Annotated in this window: 14 protein-coding genes and 1 tRNA gene; 12 read left to right on the forward strand and 3 right to left on the reverse strand. The window is 66.3% G+C overall.

The genetic code is table 11. From position 1 onward, the window contains the following. Window positions 1-77: 77 nt before the first annotated feature. The 6 genes from ABRP28_RS03300 (at window position 78) to ABRP28_RS03325 (ending at window position 5609) form a co-directional block, all read left to right on the forward strand. Window positions 78-1280 carry a pseudouridine synthase gene (locus ABRP28_RS03300; RefSeq protein ID WP_350002165.1) on the forward strand — a complete coding sequence of 401 codons (1203 nt, stop codon included), beginning with the start codon at window positions 78-80 and terminating at the stop codon, window positions 1278-1280. A gap of 3 nt (window positions 1281-1283) precedes the next feature. Next, complete coding sequence (locus ABRP28_RS03305; protein WP_350002166.1) at window positions 1284-2393, forward strand: prephenate dehydrogenase; 1110 nt, start codon at window positions 1284-1286, stop codon at window positions 2391-2393. Continuing rightward, a complete protein-coding gene (gene cmk, locus ABRP28_RS03310; RefSeq protein ID WP_350002167.1) occupies window positions 2393-3106 on the forward strand; it encodes a (d)CMP kinase in 714 nt (237 codons plus the stop codon). Before ABRP28_RS03305 ends, cmk begins: the two co-directional genes overlap by 1 nt. 46 nt (window positions 3107-3152) lie before the next feature. After that, complete coding sequence (locus ABRP28_RS03315) at window positions 3153-3833, forward strand: lysophospholipid acyltransferase family protein (protein WP_350002390.1); 681 nt, start codon at window positions 3153-3155, stop codon at window positions 3831-3833. Between the two features lie 10 nt (window positions 3834-3843). Next, a complete protein-coding gene (gene der / locus ABRP28_RS03320) occupies window positions 3844-5394 on the forward strand; it encodes a ribosome biogenesis GTPase Der (RefSeq protein ID WP_066275036.1) in 1551 nt (516 codons plus the stop codon). Window positions 5395-5532: 138 nt separating this feature from the next. Then, window positions 5533-5609: transfer RNA gene (locus ABRP28_RS03325), tRNA-Pro, on the forward strand. 428 nt (window positions 5610-6037) lie between these two features. On the opposite strand, the gene ABRP28_RS03330 is transcribed toward ABRP28_RS03325, so the two are convergent. Continuing rightward, window positions 6038-7498: a polysaccharide deacetylase family protein gene (locus tag ABRP28_RS03330; protein ID WP_350002168.1), complete on the reverse strand. Its 1461-nt coding sequence runs from the start codon at window positions 7496-7498 to the stop codon at window positions 6038-6040. 223 nt (window positions 7499-7721) lie between these two features. Continuing rightward, the gene (locus ABRP28_RS03335) at window positions 7722-8591 is read right to left on the reverse strand and encodes a DNA-formamidopyrimidine glycosylase family protein (protein WP_350002169.1); all 870 of its coding nucleotides are present in this window, start codon (window positions 8589-8591) and stop codon (window positions 7722-7724) included. A gap of 165 nt (window positions 8592-8756) precedes the next feature. Between ABRP28_RS03335 and gcvH the strand changes: the two genes are divergently transcribed. The 5 genes from gcvH (at window position 8757) to ABRP28_RS03360 (ending at window position 11843) form a co-directional block, all read left to right on the forward strand. Next, window positions 8757-9143, forward strand: coding sequence for a glycine cleavage system protein GcvH (gcvH, locus tag ABRP28_RS03340; protein WP_350002170.1), 387 nt, complete (start codon window positions 8757-8759; stop codon window positions 9141-9143). 155 nt (window positions 9144-9298) lie between these two features. Beyond that, window positions 9299-9775: an FHA domain-containing protein gene (locus tag ABRP28_RS03345; protein ID WP_350002171.1), complete on the forward strand. Its 477-nt coding sequence runs from the start codon at window positions 9299-9301 to the stop codon at window positions 9773-9775. Window positions 9776-9798: 23 nt separating this feature from the next. Further along, entirely contained in the window at window positions 9799-10515 is a 717-nt protein-coding gene (locus ABRP28_RS03350; protein ID WP_350002172.1) for a MerR family transcriptional regulator, read from the forward strand. Then, complete coding sequence (locus ABRP28_RS03355; RefSeq protein ID WP_009358600.1) at window positions 10515-11018, forward strand: bifunctional nuclease family protein; 504 nt, start codon at window positions 10515-10517, stop codon at window positions 11016-11018. The genes ABRP28_RS03350 and ABRP28_RS03355 overlap by 1 nt, the downstream gene beginning before the upstream one ends. A gap of 231 nt (window positions 11019-11249) precedes the next feature. After that, window positions 11250-11843, forward strand: a complete 594-nt coding sequence (locus ABRP28_RS03360) for a MerR family transcriptional regulator (RefSeq protein WP_009358601.1) — start codon at window positions 11250-11252, stop codon at window positions 11841-11843. A 78-nt stretch (window positions 11844-11921) separates the two neighbouring features. On the opposite strand, the gene ABRP28_RS03365 is transcribed toward ABRP28_RS03360, so the two are convergent. Further along, window positions 11922-12740 carry a ParA family protein gene (locus ABRP28_RS03365; RefSeq protein ID WP_350002173.1) on the reverse strand — a complete coding sequence of 273 codons (819 nt, stop codon included), beginning with the start codon at window positions 12738-12740 and terminating at the stop codon, window positions 11922-11924. 301 nt (window positions 12741-13041) lie between these two features. Here ABRP28_RS03365 and ABRP28_RS03370 point away from each other — a divergent pair, with 301 nt between their 5' ends. Further along, on the forward strand, window positions 13042-16440 hold the full coding sequence (locus tag ABRP28_RS03370) for a pyruvate carboxylase (RefSeq protein WP_350002174.1): 3399 nt from the start codon (window positions 13042-13044) through the stop codon (window positions 16438-16440). Window positions 16441-16483: the final 43 nt, after the last annotated feature.

A 16483-nucleotide genomic window follows, 5' to 3' on the forward strand; every position in this document is an offset into this window, starting at 1 on the left:
CAGGGCAGATTATTTCTGCACGGCTGGTTAAGGTTGTCTCTGGACACCTTTCCGGCCAAACAATTGAAGGACGGGTCATGACACAGGCGGGACGCCAGGGTTCACCACGTAACAGCTCGGGACGCAACAATCCCCAGCGCAACAACACCTCCCAGGGTGGCAAGTCAGCGGGCGGTTTCCGCGGCGGTGCCCCGAAGCGGGGCGGCGGGTTCGGCAGCGACCGCCCGCAGCGCGCACCCAAGCCGCGCGAGGAGCGCTTCATCGATCCGGATCTGGCATCGGACGGCCCCCAGCAGGGCCGCAGTGCCGCAGATCCGAAGGCCGCCAGGCCTTCCTCACGGAAGCCTGCAGCGCGCAAGCCTGGAGCGAAGAAGGTCCCGGGCACTCCGGGCGCCCTTAAGCCCAAGCCGCGTACCGGCGCACCCGGCGCCGCAGCCTCCCGCGCCTTCGGAAGCGAACGCTTCGGCCAGAACCTGGGACCAGTCCGCAGGCCCTCACGCAAGAAGGGCCCGCGCGGCGACGTTCCCCAGTCGGAACTCCACGACGCCGACGGCGTGCGCCTGCAGAAGGTCATGGCCTCGGCCGGCGTCGCCTCACGCCGCGTCTGCGAGGAGATGATTGCCGAGGGCCGCGTGGAAGTGGACGGACAGGTAGTCACCGAGCTCGGCGTCCGGGTCGATCCCAAAACCGCCGTCATCCACGTGGACGGCCTGCGGATCCAGCTGGATGAAAACCTCGTCTACATGGTCTTCAACAAGCCGAAGGGCGTTGTCTCCACCATGGAGGACCCCGAGGGCCGGCCGTGCATCAGCGATTTCCTCAAGAGCAACAAGAACACCGGCGAACGCCTGTTCCACGTTGGGCGCCTCGACGTCGCCACCGAGGGACTGCTGCTGCTGACAAACGACGGCGAACTGGCCAACCGCCTGACGCACCCTTCCTACGAGGTGCCCAAGACGTACCTGGTGCAGGTCCGCGGTCCCTTCCCGCAGGGGATCGGCGCCCAGCTCAAGGAAGGCGTGGAACTGGAGGACGGTTTCGCGTCCGTGGACTCCTTCCGCCTCGTTGACTCCACCCCCGGCTACGTCCTGATCGAGGTTGTCCTCCACTCGGGCAAGAACCGCATTGTCCGGCGCCTGTTCGACGCCGTCGGCTTCCCGGTCCTCCGCCTGGTCCGCGTCAAGGTAGGTCCCATCGGCCTGGGTGACCAGCGCCAGGGCAGCATCCGCAACCTCGGCAAGCAGGAAGTCGGGCATCTGCTGGCATTTGTAGGGCTCTGAGGCATGTCCGCCTTCCACAGCCAGGGCCGCGGGCACCTGGATGGTCCGGTGGTGGTCCTCGGGACCGGCCTGCTCGGTGCCAGCATTGGCCTGGGCCTGCGCGGACGTGGCGTCCCGGTGTTCCTTTCCGACCCCTCGCCCACCAACCAGGCGGTCGCCGTGGACATCGGTGCGGGCCGGCCGCTGCCGGAACTCGGCAGCGCCGTCCCCCAGCTGGTGGTGGTTGCCGCTCCGCCGGACGTTACAGCCGACGTCGTGGAAAAAGCCCTTTCGGATTTTCCCGGCTCCATTGTGGTGGACATAGCCAGCGTCAAGGCGGATATCCTGGACAACCTGCGGCGCCGCGGCGTCGACCTCTCCCGGTACGTGGGCACACACCCCATGGCCGGCCGGGAAAAGTCGGGCCCGGTGGCCGCCCGCGGCGAGCTGTTCACCTCGATGCCGTGGGTGGTGTGCCCGTCAGAGGAAACCTCTGGCGCCGCCCTCCAGGCGGCGCGGTCCCTGGCGTCGGACCTCGGCGCGGTGGTCTCCCAGTTCACGGCCGACGAGCACGACGAAGCTGTTGCCCTGGTGTCCCACCTGCCCCAGGTCATGTCCTCGCTGCTCGCGAGCCGGCTCCAGGGTACGCCGCTGCATGCCCTGTCCCTGGCCGGCAACGGGCTGCGGGACGTCACCCGGATAGCTGCGAGCGATCCGTCCCTGTGGGTCCAGATCCTCGGCGGCAACGCGGCGAAAGTCGTGGAAATCCTCTACGGCGTCAGGGATGACCTCAACCGCCTGATCGGAACACTCGAGCAACCCACGGCTCCCGGCGCACGGCTGGACCTCGCGCAGCTCATGAGCGAAGGCAACGCCGGCCAGGCCCGCATTCCGGGCAAGCACGGCGGACCGCCGCAGGCGTACTCCTGGCTGACCGTCCTGGTGGACGACAAACCCGGACAGATCGCGCGGCTCCTCACGGAGATAGGCGAGATCGGCGTCAACCTGGAGGACCTCCGCCTGGACCACTCTTCAGGCCAGAACGTGGGTATGGTGGAAATATCCGTGTTGCCGAACAAGCATGACCACCTGATCGAAGCACTCAACGACCGCGGATGGCGGGTACTCCAGTAATGACACAGGAACTTCTCGATACCATGCCCGCGCTGCGCATCGGCCGGCCGCTGGTGGTGGCCATTGACGGCCCGTCCGGCTCCGGCAAGTCCAGCGTCAGCAAGGAAGTGGCCCGCAGGCTCAGGCTCGCCTACCTGGACACCGGCGCGATGTACCGTGCCCTCACCTGGTTCTGCGTCAGTCAGGGCATCGACCTCGAAGACGCCGCAGCAGTGGAGCAGGCCGCCCGGGACCTGGTCCTGGAACTGAGCACCAGCCCCGCGGAGGAGTACGTGCGGGTGGACGGCGTCGACGTCACCGACGCCATCCGCGAGCCCGCCATCTCCTCTTCCGTCAGCGCCGTGGCCACTACCCTGGGGGCAAGGACTGAGCTGATCCGCCGGCAGCGGGAACTGATCGAAAAGCACCACCGCCGCATGGTGGTGGAAGGCAGGGACATCACTACCGTCGTCGCGCCCGGAGCGGAAGTCCGGATGCTGCTCACGGCCAGTGAGGAAGCGCGGCTGCGGCGGCGCGGAATCCAGCTGGGCGGCACCCAGAACGCCGAGGAGCTGGCGGCGCAGGTGACCCACCGCGATGCCAAGGACTCCTCCGTGGTGAATTTCACCACGGCCGCCTCCGGGGTGGTGACCCTGGACTCGTCGGACCTGGACTTCGACCAGACCGTCGCCGCCGCCCTGGTGATCGTCACAAAGGTCCTCAACCGTGACTGAACGCGCCGCCGCCACCTCCCGGCCGGGTGTTCCCTCCGGCCTGACCATGGCGTGGAGCAGGCCGGTGGGCTGGATTCTCGACCATATGGTCTACCGGACCACCGTCACGGGCAAGGAAAATGTGCCCACCGGCGGCCCCGTGATCTTCGCGGGCAACCACATCAGCTTCCTGGACGGTCCGGTCATGTTCGGTGCCGCACCGCGCCCTATGCACATCCTGGTCAAACAGGAGATGTTCAAGGGCTTCCTCGGCCAGGTATTGACCGCTTCCGGCCAGTTGCCGGTGGACAGGCGCGGCGACCGTACCGCCCTGCAGCGGTGCAAGGAAGTGCTCGACGCCGGCCGGTGCGTCGGCATCCTTCCCGAAGGAACCAGGGGGAGCGGGGCTGCAGAAGACATTAACGGCGGCGTCGCCTGGCTGGCCCTGAATTCCGGGGCCCCGGTGGTCCCCGTGGCCATCCTGGGCACCCGCAGGGGAGACGAGCACGTGGATTCCGTGCCGCGGCCCGGCAGGCGTTTCCACGTCAGCTTCGGAAATGCCCTCACCCTTGCCCGCCGGGCAGGGGAAAGCGGGCGTGCTTCAATGGACAGGGCGGCGCTGGAAATCCGCGCCGCGCTGGCAGGGCACGTCCAGGACTCCATTCAACTCAGCGGGCAGCCACTGCCTTTCGCAGATGCCCGCCAAGACTTAACAGCAGTAGCCGGGACGCCGGCAGATGACCACTAAGGACAGTGCAATGAGCGATACGACTCAAACTCCCGGCCACTTCGGCGCCGGCGAAGACGAATACACGCCCACGGGCACGGACCAGGTGGCCGAACGGCTGGCTGCCATCGACGATGACGAGGCCGAGCTCCGCGCTGCGTCCCTCCGGGCGGGCCTGGAGGACTATGACCTCGACGAGGAAGACGCCGCACTGCTCAGCGGCGAATACGGCGACGAGGACTTTGACGGTCCCGTCAAGCTCGATCCCGTCCTGGCCATCATCGGCCGGCCGAACGTGGGTAAGTCCACCCTGGTGAACCGAATCCTTGGGCGCCGGGAAGCCGTCGTCGAGGACACCCCCGGCGTCACCCGCGACCGCGTTATGTATTCCGCGAACTGGAACGGACGCAACTTCACCCTGGTGGACACCGGAGGCTGGGAGCACGACGCCCGCGGCATCCACGCCCGCGTAGCCGAGCAGGCCGAGATGGCCGTTGAACTCGCGGACGCAGTCCTCTTCGTGGTGGACTCTGCCGTGGGGGCAACCGCCACCGATGAAGGCGTCATGAAAATGCTGCGGCGCAGCAAGAAGCCGGTCATCATGGTGGCCAACAAGGTGGACGACTTTGCCCAGGAGGCGGACTCCGCCACCCTGTGGGGCCTCGGCTTCGGCGAGCCCTACCCTGTCTCCGCGCTGCACGGGCGCGGCGTGGCGGACCTGCTGGACCACGTGATGGACGTGCTCCCCGAGTTCTCCACCATCGAGGGCCTGGAACGCTCCGGCGGTCCCCGCCGCATCGCCCTGATCGGCCGCCCCAACGTGGGCAAGTCCTCCCTGCTGAACAAACTGGCCGGGACTGAACGCGTGGTGGTGGACAACACCGCCGGCACCACCCGCGATCCGGTGGACGAGTTCATCGAACTCGGCGGCCGCACCTGGCGCTTCGTGGACACGGCAGGCATCCGCCGCCGCCAGCACATGGCACAGGGTGCGGACTACTACGCCTCCCTCCGTACCCAGGCCGCGCTCGAAAAGGCGGAGGTCGCCGTCGTGCTCCTCGCCGTTGACGAGGTCCTCAGCGAGCAGGACGTCCGGATCCTGCAGCTCGCCATTGAGTCAGGCCGGGCCCTGGTGCTGGCCTTCAACAAGTGGGACCTGCTCGACGACGAACGCCGGCGCTACCTCGAGCGTGAAATTGAGCAGGACCTGGCCCACGTGGACTGGGCACCCCGCGTGAACATCTCGGCCAAGACCGGATGGCACAAGGACCGCCTGGTGCCGGCCCTGGACCTGGCGCTGGAGAACTGGGACAAGCGCATTGCCACGGGCCGCCTCAACGCGTTCCTTGGCGAGCTCGTTGCCGCGCACCCGCACCCCGTCCGCGGCGGAAAGCAGCCGCGCATCCTCTTCGGCACCCAGGCGTCAAGCCGGCCGCCGAAGTTCGTGCTGTTCACCACCGGATTCCTGGACCCCGGATACCGGCGCTTCATCACCCGCCGGCTGCGGGAAACGTTCGGCTTCGAAGGCACGCCCATCGAGGTCAGCATGCGCGTGCGCGAAAAGCGCGGCAAGAAGCGTTAATTGCGACACACCTTGGGGGCTGATCACCGGAAAGTGTCACAGGCACCCCTCCGGATCGTGTAAGCTCTTCTAGGTGGTTCGGCCGGACTGCTGATGAAAACCTTCGGGTTTGAGTTCAGCGGAGAACGGCGGAACCAGCGGGCTGTAGCGCAGCTTGGTAGCGCACTTGACTGGGGGTCAAGGGGTCGCAGGTTCAAATCCTGTCAGCCCGACCACAAAGCCGCGGAAACTCTAGGGTTTCCGCGGTTTTTGCGTTTGCGGGATTTAAACCAGTCAGCGAAAACCCGTCAAAACAGGCTGTGACCGGCCGGCGCTTAAGCCCGGCCGTGCCAGGCCTTTGGAGCGGCCGGGTGAACAACCAGCGAAGGACCCCGTTCGAGTGATCACCGGTCATTGACCGGGGGATTGGCCCCGAGCCTGCTCATGGACGCCTTGATGCTCCCCCGGGAGGAGCCTGCCTCGGTCAACAGTGCCGCCGAAGCGCGCCGGTGGCCGCCCGCGACAAGGACGTGGTCCCGGCCCTGCGTCCCTCCCGTTCTGCTCCCGTCGACGTCCTCAGGCGCCAGTGGAAGGCGTAAAGCGAGGAAGTCTTGGTTTCTCCTTGACCATTTGATGCCTCTCGGTGCCCAGCACAGCGTCCCAGCTAGCCGAGGGCGGCGTCGAGGGTCACGAAGCCGTAGCCTGCCGCCCGGAGCTGGGAGATCACCTGTGGGAGGGCCGCTGCGTCGAGCGTTGAGCCGTCGTCGGGGTTAGAGCCGAGGTGCATCAGGACGATCTCTCCGGGCTGCACGAATGCCATGACGCGCTGGACAATGAAGCTCGGGCCGCGCGTTCCGTTCATGGTGCCTTGCCAGCCCAAGGTGTCAACGGTCCACCGGACCGCCGCGTAACCTGCTGCGTTGACGTCTCCAATCGTGCGGGAATCGCGAGCGCCGAACGGGAAGCGGAAGAACGGGCGCGGGTCTCCTCCAGCGGCCTCGATGGTCTTCTGCGCGCTGCTGATCTGGGCCGCGATCTGGGCGTCGGTCAGGGTTGTGAAATCTGGGTGGGTCATGGAGTGATTGCCGATCCGATGCCCCGCGTTGTAGATCAGCGCCGGGTCGGAGGGGAACTGGTTCACCCAGTCTCCGGTGAGGAAGAAAGTGCCCGGGACGCCGTTGGCTGCGAGGGTGGTGAGGATCGATCGGAGGGCGGCGTCGTTGGCGCCGGCGTCGAACGTGAGAGCGACAACCTTCTGCGTAGTCTGAATGCGCTCGAGGTCCACGCCCAGGAGCGCCGACGGGACCCCGGTGTAGATGACGTCGGTCCTGCCGCTGGCCGCGTGCCACAGGATGGAACCGTGCTGGAAGTCGCTGCGGCGCCCGCCCGTGATGCCGTACTCGCCGCTGGTCGGGTAGCCGAGCCGGCTGCGCTCCCAACCGAGGACCACCCACTGGGCTCGGATGGCTCCGTACACCTCGTGGGCTCCCGTGGCGGGCGACCAGTAGATCGACGAGCTGGCGTTCGTGCCGCTGAAGTGGTTGTACCGGCCGACCCCGTCGGGGGTGCCGGTCTCGTCCGTGAGTGGGAAGCCCAGTAGGCCGGCTGGTCCGCCGAATGCGAGATAGCGTCCGCGGATGGCCCCGTGCACCTCGCGCGCTCCGGTGCCGGGGCTCCAGTAGACCGATCCTCCGGCGAAGTCATTGTACTGACCAGCGGCGCCCGGAGTGGTGGTCTCGTCCGTGAGTGGGAAGCCCAGTAGGCCGGCCGGTCCGCCGAACGCGAGATAGCGTCCGCGGATCGCCCCGTGCACCTCGCGCGCTCCGGTGCCGGGGCTCCAGTAAATCGTGCCTCCGGTGTAGTCCTGGGCGCGACCCCCCGCGATGTCGTACGCGCTGCCGACTGGCGTGCCGAGGAACGAAGCGCTGCCGCCGAGCTGCTCATAGTGCTGGACGATCGCGTCGTCGCCGGTCTGCTCGACCGTCATCGATGCCGTAACGCTCCGCTGCGCAGCCACCGCTGATGCAGCGGACGCGGGCGGCGGCCCCAGGGCCGTGCCCCCGAGGCCACCTCCGAGGGCGAGGGCCAAGGTCATGACGAGGACGGCGGGTCGAGACCGGCGCATTGTGACCCCTTCGTGCTGATGGAGACATGCGAGCTTTGGTCAAGACGCTACGCCCCAGGAACGTACCCGGGTAGGACCAGAAGTCCCGAACCGCAATCTTTCCACCAGCGTCACCCGCCGCGGCGCTGCCGCAGTCGCCGAATGTTGGGGGTGCTACATCCTTGAGCCCGGAAAGTTCGTGGATCGGCGTCCATGGCACGTTGCGGGCGGGATGCCGGCCTCCCTACTTGAGGAACTTCGAGGTCCTGCGGTCGGCCAGGATCTTGCCCTTCGTCTGGCAGGTGGGGCAGTACTGCAGCGCGGTGTCCGCAAAGGAGACTTCGTGGACTGTGTCCCCGCAGACGGGGCACGGCTGCCCGGCCCGGGCATGGACCCGCATGTGGCTCCTTTTGACGTCCTTGAGGTCCTTGGGCGGCTTGCCCTGGGCCTCGGCCATCGCCGTTCCCAGGATGTCGTGGATGGCGTCGTACAGGACCTGGACAGTTTCACGGTCCAGGGACTTGGCGGTGGCGAAGGGGGAGATCCGCGCCGCATGCAGGATTTCGTCGCTGTAGGCGTTTCCGATCCCGGCGATCACGCCCTGGTTCCGCAGGAGACCCTTGATCTGCTGGGAGCTGCCGGCAAGGATCTCAGCCAGCATATCGGCGTCGAACGCTGCAGCAAACGGGTCCGGGCCCAGCGTTGCGATGCCCGGCACCTCCTGGGGGTCCCGCACCACGTAAACCGCAAGGCTCTTCTTGGTTCCGGCCTCGGTAAGGTCGAATCCGCGGGGGCCGCCGGGTCCGGTGAACGCGAGGCGGGCGGCGATGTGCCCCTTGCCCATCTTCAGCTGGGCATCGGTGGGGGAGTCCGTGAAGCGCACCCAGCCCGCCCTGGCGAGATGGAAGACAAAGGAAACTCCTCCCGTGTCTATGCTGATGAACTTCCCGAAGCGCCGTACGCCGGTCACGGTCCTGCCTTCGAGTGAACTGAAGGGCGGATCGGCTGTCTTGAGGACGGCAAACGACACGATCTGCACTTTGGAAACAACGGTTCCTTGCAGATGGTCGGCCAGGAAGCCGGCCAGGCCGGAGACCTCGGGGAGCTCAGGCATCCGTCAACCGCCGTTCCTGGCATCGCCGCTGCCCGTGCATGCGCTCATGCGTCCCATCTTGTCAGAAACCCCGGCAAACGCCCCGCCGGATGTGCCTATACTTTCAACGCGGCCCGTTTCCCGGGCCGCGTTGACAGTGGTGTTCGACCCGATGAAAGGCCCCTGATGAGCAACATTCCTGAAGATCTGTCCTACACCGCCGAACACGAGTGGGTCACCGCCCCCAATGCCGACGGCGTGGTCCGGGTAGGGATCACAGACTTTGCCCAGGATGCCCTCGGGGATGTTGTGTACGCCCAGATGCCGGAAGTCGGTACCAGGATTACGGCAAACGAAGTTGTCGGCGAGGTGGAGTCCACCAAGAGCGTCAGCGACATCTACGCCCCCGTCAGCGGCGAAGTTGTGGGCCGGAATGAGTCCCTTGACACCGATTCCGCGCTCATCAACACCGATCCCTATGGGGACGGCTGGCTTATTGAGATCAAGCTTGCCGAAGCCGACGCCGTGGACTCATTGCTCAGTGCATCGGAGTACGAACAGCAGGTAGGCTAAAGCTAACCGGTTTTTCCGGTCCGGCCCGGGGCGAAGCCAGATGTCTTCGCACGTCAGCGGCCGGATCGGCGGCCGGTTCCGGACCTGCGCTGCAGGCCCGGTGGGCAGATGTTGGTTGCGCGCCTGATGGCCGCAGCGGAAAAGAGGAGGAGTCCATGGCTGGCCACACACAGAACCCTGCCGACGGGGAATACGGCTCGGGTGCGGCCAGGGAGTCGGAGACCACCTCCATCCATCTCGCCCCGGTGAGGGATGAGCCCACGATTACCCCCAAGCTTTCGTCCGAAGAACGCAGTTCCGTGGAGGCACTGCCGGCTGGCTCGGCGCTCCTGGTTGCCCACAGCGGCCCCAACGCCGGGGCCCGGTTCCTGCTCGATTCCGATGTCACCACGGCGGGCCGGCACCCGGACGCCGACATCTTCCTGGACGATGTCACGGTTTCCCGCCGCCACGTCGAGTTCCGCCGCACCGCCCGGAGCTTCGAAGTCGTGGACAAGAACAGCCTGAACGGGACCTACGTCAACCATGACCGCGTGGACAGCGTTGAGCTCAAGTCCGGCAGCGAAGTCCAGATCGGCAAGTTCCGCCTCACCTTCTACCTGAGCCCTGCCACCGCTGCAGGCCGCGGCTGAGCCGGGGACCACTGCCTGTGGCAATGGCACAACCGGAACGCCGGGGACCCCAGGTCCTCAACATAGGGGAAGTCCTCGCACAGCTCAGCGAGGACTTTCCCGGCATGACTGCATCCAAAATCAGGTTCCTTGAGGAAAAAGGGCTGATCAATCCGCGCCGGACGCCTGCCGGATACCGCCAGTACTCGGACGGCGACGTCGAGCGGCTGCGCTTCGTGCTGGCCCTCCAGCGGGACCAATACCTTCCGCTGAAGGTCATCAAGGACTACCTTGACGCGATCGACAGGGGCGAACGCCCGGAGAACCTGCCGCCCGGCGTCGTCGTTTCCCCCCGCATCGTCTCCGACGAGCTGGCTGCCGAACTGCAGAGCCGCGGGCGCAAGCTCACCGAGGAACAGCTCCGCACTGAATCGGGCGCCAGCGTGCCACTGCTGCAGGCCCTCCTGAGCTTCGGCCTGATCAGCCATGCCAACGGGCAGTTCGACGAGCACGCCCTCCAGGTGGCCCGTGCCTGTGTCCAGCTGGAAAGCCACGGTCTTGAACCCCGGCACCTGCGTCCCTTCCAGGCGGCTGCCGAGCGGGAGTTCGGGCTGGTGGAACGCGCGGTGGCGCCGCTGGCATCCCGCAAGGATGCAGCGTCCCAGGCGCGCGCCGCTGAAGCCGCCCGCGAAATCAGCGACCTCTGCCTCACCTTGCACCGGGCTCTGGTGCAGGACCATATCTCACGCATGGACATCTGATGATTGAAGTCGAGATTGTAGGCGTTCGCATCGAACTGCCTTCCAACCAGCCGCTAGTCCTGCTTCGGGAGATGCATGGTGAACGGCACGTTCCCATCTGGATCGGAACCCCCGAAGCCAGCGCCATCGCCCTGGCGCAACAGGGCGTGGTGCCGCCCCGTCCCATGACACACGACCTCCTGGTGGACGTGGTGGAAGCGCTGGGACACTCTGTGGTCAGCGTCAATATCGTGGCGGTGGAAGACAACATCTTTTACGGCCAGCTGCAGTTCGAGAACGGCACCACGGTGAGTTCGCGGGCCTCGGATGCACTTGCGGTGGCACTGCGTGCGAAATGCCGGATCTGGTGCGCCGATTCAGTCATGGATGAGGCCGGGGTGCGCATCACCGAGCATGACGAGGGCGAGGACACCGAACCGGGTCCCACGGTTGATGAAGAGCGCGAACTGCGCCGGTTCCGTGAGTTCCTGGACGACGTGGAGCCCGAGGATTTCGACGGTTAAGGTCACGTTAAGGTTAAAGTTGAGGGTGAATCTTTCGACACGCCTCATCAAACCCCTTAGGGTCTTTGACCTTGCAGCCCCCCGGGCCTAACGTCGAAGTATCAAGTTCCCATTGCTTACGGCAGCCTCGCAAGTCACACTGGAAAGTGCGCCCCGCGAAAATTACATGCATGGTCTTCATGCACCGCTGCTGCAGTAGTTACCCGGGAGCGCATGACAAGGAGGATCCAGGTGAGTCCCAAAGGCGAAGCAGGCGGGCTGAAGCAGCCCACGGCTGGTGTTGCTGTGCCCGCGAGCGGTGCCCAGGGCCTCCTGTTTACCGAGGACCTCCCCGTGTTGGATGAGGACGCCGGCTACCGGGGCCCCACGGCCTGCAAGGCTGCCGGGATCACCTACCGCCAGCTCGATTACTGGGCCCGTACCGGCCTCGTTGAGCCCGCGGTCCGCGGCGCCGCCGGATCCGGATCCCAGCGCCTCTACGGCTTCCGCGACATCCTTGTGCTGAAGGTGGTTAAGCGGCTCCTGGACACCGGAGTGTCGCTGCAGCAGATCCGCACCGCCGTGGAGCACCTGCGGGAACGCGGCGTCGAGGACCTTGCCCAGATCACGCTCATGAGCGACGGCGCGAGCGTCTACGAGTGCACCTCCGCCGACGAAGTCATCGATCTTGTCCAGGGCGGACAGGGCGTCTTCGGCATCGCAGTCGGCCGTGTCTGGCGTGAGGTGGAGGGAAGCCTCGCATCGCTTCCCAGCGAGCACGCGGCTGAACAGTCCTTTCCGGACGACGAACTGAGCAAGCGCCGGGCTGCCCGCAAAATCAGCTGAGGCTTTTAACGGATAAGGGCCGCCCTCCACATGGAGGGCGGCCCTTATCCGTTAAAGCCGGTTTTGGGGCTGTGTGCCTTACCTGGCGCGGCTGCGCAGGCCGCTTCCCGCTGCCATCAGGTTGGCCAGCAGGTCATCGAAGAGTGCCGCGGCGGATTTTGCGGACTCTCCGGGCCAGTGGTGCACGGGGTGGGCGGCGCCCTGGATCTGCTGCCAGTTGGCCTGCTCGGGGATACGGGGGCTCAGGAGGAGGTCGCCGAACATGGACTCCATTTCCGCGAGCCGGTAGGTGTGTTCGGAGGATCCTGACCGCACCCGGTTTGCCACGATGCCTGCAGGCGAGAGGTTGGGGGCGAATTCCTGCCGGAAAAGCTGGATGGCCCGCATGGTCCGCTCGGTGCCGGCCACCGAGAACAGTCCGGGCTCGGCAACCAGCGCCACCTTGTCGCTGGCAGACCACGCCATCCGGGTCAGCCCGTTAAGGGACGGCGGGCAGTCCACCAGGACAAGCTGGTAGTCGCCGCCGGTGGCCAGCACGGACGAGAGCCGGCGGAGGTCGCGGCGGCGGAGGTCCGGACGGTCATAGATGCCCGTGTAGGCGGATCCGACCGCGACGTCCAGGACTGCGGGGCCGGAACCGTTGGATCCTGCGCGCGCCGTCCAACTGCTGCGCACCACGTTGTCGGCCAGATTGGTCCGCCGGGGACTTTTGAGCATCCGGCCGATGTCCAGCTGGTCGCCGGGCTGAACGCCCAGGGCGGTGGTGGCATCTGCATGGGGATCAAGGTCCACCACCAGCGTGCTGATGCCTGCGGCCAGCGCCGCAGACGCCAATCCCGTGGTGACGGAAGTCTTGCCGACTCCACCCTTGAGGCTGCTGATGCTGACTACTTGCACTTGAGAGACCAAAACCTAACGCCGGATGCCGTGTTGGGGGTAATGTTTGCTCCGGCAGTGCCGAAGCCGGACGGTCCTGCCGCCCTACTCATCATATGTGGATGCGTCGGCGAATCCTGCTTTATTGGGCGTCGGCATGGCACCGACTGTGCTGCGGGGGCGGTTTCTGCCCGCGTTGGGAAAAGGGTTCGGGACATGACGGCGAAATCTGTGACGGTGGCCACAAAGATTTGTGTTTGTCCTTGTAGGTCCTAGACACTGTGACCACTCACCGATCCACCCGCAATGATGCAGGAGAAGTATGTTTTCCAAAGTTCTGGTGGCCAACCGCGGCGAAATCGCGATCAGGGCCTTCCGCGCCGGCTACGAGCTGGGCGCCAAGACCGTTGCCGTATTCCCCCATGAGGACAGGAACTCGATCCACCGCCAGAAAGCGGACGAGGCCTACCTGATTGGCGAAGAGGGCCACCCTGTCCGGGCGTACCTGGATGTGGATGAAGTGGTGCGGGTAGCCAAGGAATCCGGCGCGGACGCCATTTACCCGGGCTACGGCTTCCTTTCCGAGAACCCGGACCTTGCCCGCGCAGCCAAGGCTGCCGGCATCACGTTTGTAGGGCCGCCCGCAGAGGTCCTGGAACTGGCGGGCAACAAGGTTGCCGCCCTGAAGGCCGCACGTGACGCCGGCGTGCCGGTCCTGAAATCCAGTGCGCCGTCCAAGGACCTGGACGAACTTATCGCCGCTGCCGACGAAATCGGCTTCCCCATCTTCGCTAAGGCCGTCGCCGGCGGCGGTGGCCGCGGCATGCGCCGGGTGGATACCCGCGAAGCCCTGCCGGAAGCCCTGCAGTCCGCCATGCGCGAAGCCGATGCCGCGTTCGGGGACCCCACCATGTTCCTGGAGCAGGCAGTCCTCCGCCCGCGCCACATCGAGGTGCAGATCCTGGCCGACGCCGAGGGCAACGTCATGCACCTCTTTGAACGCGACTGCTCCATCCAGCGCCGCCACCAGAAGGTCATCGAAATCGCGCCGGCCCCCAACTTGGATGAAGGCATCCGCCAGGCGCTGTACCGGGACGCCGTCAAGTTCGCCAAGGCACTGAACTACGTCAACGCCGGCACCGTGGAGTTCCTCGTCGATACTGTCGGTGAGCGCGCCGGCCAGCACGTCTTCATCGAAATGAACCCCCGCATCCAGGTGGAGCACACCGTCACGGAGGAAGTCACCGACGTCGACCTGGTCCAGGCGCAGATGCGCATCGCCTCCGGCGAGACGCTGGCGGACCTGGGCCTCTCGCAGGAAACGGTGCACCTCAAGGGCGCTGCGCTGCAGAGCCGCATCACCACGGAGGACCCCGCGAACGGCTTCCGCCCCGACGTCGGAAAAATCACCGGTTACCGGTCCGCCGGCGGCGCAGGTGTACGGCTCGACGGCGGCACGGTGTACTCGGGTGCCGAAATCAGCCCGCACTTTGATTCCATGCTGGTGAAGCTGACCTGCCGGGGCAGGGACTACCCGTCCGCCGTCGCCCGGGCCCGCCGTGCGCTGGCAGAGTTCCGCATCCGCGGCGTCTCGACGAACATCTCGTTCCTGCAGGCAGTGCTTGATGACCCCGATTTCATTGCGGGCAACGTCGCCACCTCCTTCATCGACGAGCGCCCGCAGCTGCTCAAGGCGCGTGTCTCTGCCGACCGCGGCACAAAGCTCCTCACCTGGCTGGCTGAAGTCACCGTGAACAAGCCCAACGGCGAACTGACTGTCCACTCGAACCCGGCCAGCAAGCTGCCGTCGGTTAAGGACAAGCAGGCGGCCCCCGGCTCCCGCCAGAAGCTCCTTGAGCTGGGCCCCGAGGGCTTTGCCAAGGCGCTTCGGGAACAGAACTCCGTCGCCGTCACGGACACCACCTTCCGCGATGCACACCAGTCGCTGCTGGCCACCCGGGTCCGCACCAGGGACCTGGTGGCAGCCGGCCCGGCGGTCACTGCGCTCCTGCCGGAGCTGCTGTCCGTCGAGGCCTGGGGCGGTGCCACCTATGACGTGGCCCTCAGGTTCCTGGGCGAAGACCCCTGGGACCGGCTCGCCGCCCTTCGCAAGGCGCTCCCGAACGTGTGCCTGCAGATGCTCCTGCGCGGCCGTAACACGGTGGGCTACACGCCCTACCCCGAGGAAGTCACCGAGGCGTTCGTCAATGAGGCGGCAGCCACCGGCATCGATATTTTCCGGATTTTCGACGCCCTGAACGACGTCAGCCAGATGGCACCCGCCATCCGGGCAGTCCGGGCAACCGGCACCGCCGTAGCCGAAGTGGCGCTGTGCTACACGGCGGACATGCTGGACCCGGAAGAAACGCTCTACACGCTGGACTACTACCTGGAGCTGGCGCAAAAGATCGTGGACGCCGGAGCCCACATCCTGGCGATCAAGGACATGGCAGGCCTGCTCCGTCCCGCCGCTGCCGCGAAGCTCGTTGCGGCCCTCCGGGACCGCTTCGACCTGCCGGTGCACCTGCACACCCACGACACCGCGGGCGGCCAGCTGGCCACGCTCCTGGCTGCCGTGGACGCCGGCGTTGACGCCGTGGACGTGGCCTCCGCATCGCTCGCCGGAACCACCAGCCAGCCGTCGGCCTCTGCCCTGGTTGCAGCACTGGCCCACACCCCCCGCGACACCGGGCTGAGCCTGGCCGCCGTCAGCTCACTCGAGCCGTACTGGGAAGCGGTCCGCCGGGTCTACGCGCCCTTCGAATCCGGCCTGCCGGGCCCCACCGGACGGGTGTATCAGCACGAAATTCCGGGCGGACAGCTGTCCAACCTCCGCCAGCAGGCCATGGCGCTGGGCCTGGGCGAACGGTTTGAGGCGATCGAGGACATGTACACCGCCGCTGACCGCATCCTTGGCCGCCTGGTCAAGGTCACGCCGTCGTCGAAGGTTGTTGGCGACCTGGCCCTGCACCTGGTGGGCCTGAACGCGGACCCCGCAGACTTCAACGAGAACCCGCAGAACTACGACATCCCGGATTCGGTCATCGGGTTCCTATCCGGCGAGCTTGGCGACCCCCCGGGCGGGTGGCCGGAACCGTTCCGCACCAAGGCCCTGCAGGGCCGCAGCGTGAAGGTCCGGGACGTTGAACTGAGCGCCGAAGACAGTGCGGCCCTGAAATCCGATTCCAAGACCCGGCAGCACACCCTCAACCGGCTGCTTTTCGACGGTCCCACCAAGGACTACCTCAAGAGCGTGGAAACCTACGGCAACCTCTCCGTCCTGGATACGCGCGACTACCTCTACGGCCTGCAGCGCGGCGCGGAACATGAGATCCAGCTGGAGAAGGGCGTGCGCCTCATCGCTTCCCTGGAAGCGGTGTCGGAGCCGGACGAGAAGGGTATGCGCACCGTCATGTGTACGCTCAACGGCCAGTCCCGGCCCGTTGTCGTCCGCGACCGGTCCGTGGTGAGCAACGTCAAGGCTGCCGAGAAGGCGGACCCGGGCCAGCCCGGCCACGTTGCGGCGCCCTTCGCCGGTGCCGTCACCCTGACCGTCAAGCAGGGCGACGAGGTCAAGGCAGGCGACACCGTGGCCACCATCGAGGCGATGAAGATGGAGGCGTCAATTACGACGCCGGCAGCCGGCAAGGTTTCCCGGCTCGCCATCTCCGCCGTGGAACAGGTGGAAGGCGGAGACCTTCTCCTGGTGGTGGAGCAGTAGCCGGAGCAGGCAACTAAGACAAGTGAGGGCCCTCCCTAACGAG

Source organism: Pseudarthrobacter sp. WHRI 8279 (genome assembly GCF_040224115.2).
In the GTDB taxonomy this organism is placed as follows: domain Bacteria; phylum Actinomycetota; class Actinomycetes; order Actinomycetales; family Micrococcaceae; genus Arthrobacter.

Excerpts from the sequence above, each read along its gene's own strand:
- ABRP28_RS03300 (WP_350002165.1), top strand. The coding sequence starts at position 78 with ATGACACAGGCGGGACGCCAGGGTTCACCACGTAACAGCTCGGGACGC.
- ABRP28_RS03305 (WP_350002166.1), top strand. The coding sequence starts at position 1,284 with ATGTCCGCCTTCCACAGCCAGGGCCGCGGGCACCTGGATGGTCCGGTG.
- cmk (WP_350002167.1), top strand. The coding sequence starts at position 2,393 with ATGACACAGGAACTTCTCGATACCATGCCCGCGCTGCGCATCGGCCGG.
- ABRP28_RS03315 (WP_350002390.1), top strand. The coding sequence starts at position 3,153 with ATGGCGTGGAGCAGGCCGGTGGGCTGGATTCTCGACCATATGGTCTAC.
- der (WP_066275036.1), top strand. The coding sequence starts at position 3,844 with ATGAGCGATACGACTCAAACTCCCGGCCACTTCGGCGCCGGCGAAGAC.
- ABRP28_RS03330 (WP_350002168.1), bottom strand. The coding sequence starts at position 7,498 with ATGCGCCGGTCTCGACCCGCCGTCCTCGTCATGACCTTGGCCCTCGCC.
- ABRP28_RS03335 (WP_350002169.1), bottom strand. The coding sequence starts at position 8,591 with ATGCCTGAGCTCCCCGAGGTCTCCGGCCTGGCCGGCTTCCTGGCCGAC.
- gcvH (WP_350002170.1), top strand. The coding sequence starts at position 8,757 with ATGAGCAACATTCCTGAAGATCTGTCCTACACCGCCGAACACGAGTGG.
- ABRP28_RS03345 (WP_350002171.1), top strand. The coding sequence starts at position 9,299 with ATGGCTGGCCACACACAGAACCCTGCCGACGGGGAATACGGCTCGGGT.
- ABRP28_RS03350 (WP_350002172.1), top strand. The coding sequence starts at position 9,799 with ATGGCACAACCGGAACGCCGGGGACCCCAGGTCCTCAACATAGGGGAA.
- ABRP28_RS03355 (WP_009358600.1), top strand. The coding sequence starts at position 10,515 with ATGATTGAAGTCGAGATTGTAGGCGTTCGCATCGAACTGCCTTCCAAC.
- ABRP28_RS03370 (WP_350002174.1), top strand. The coding sequence starts at position 13,042 with ATGTTTTCCAAAGTTCTGGTGGCCAACCGCGGCGAAATCGCGATCAGG.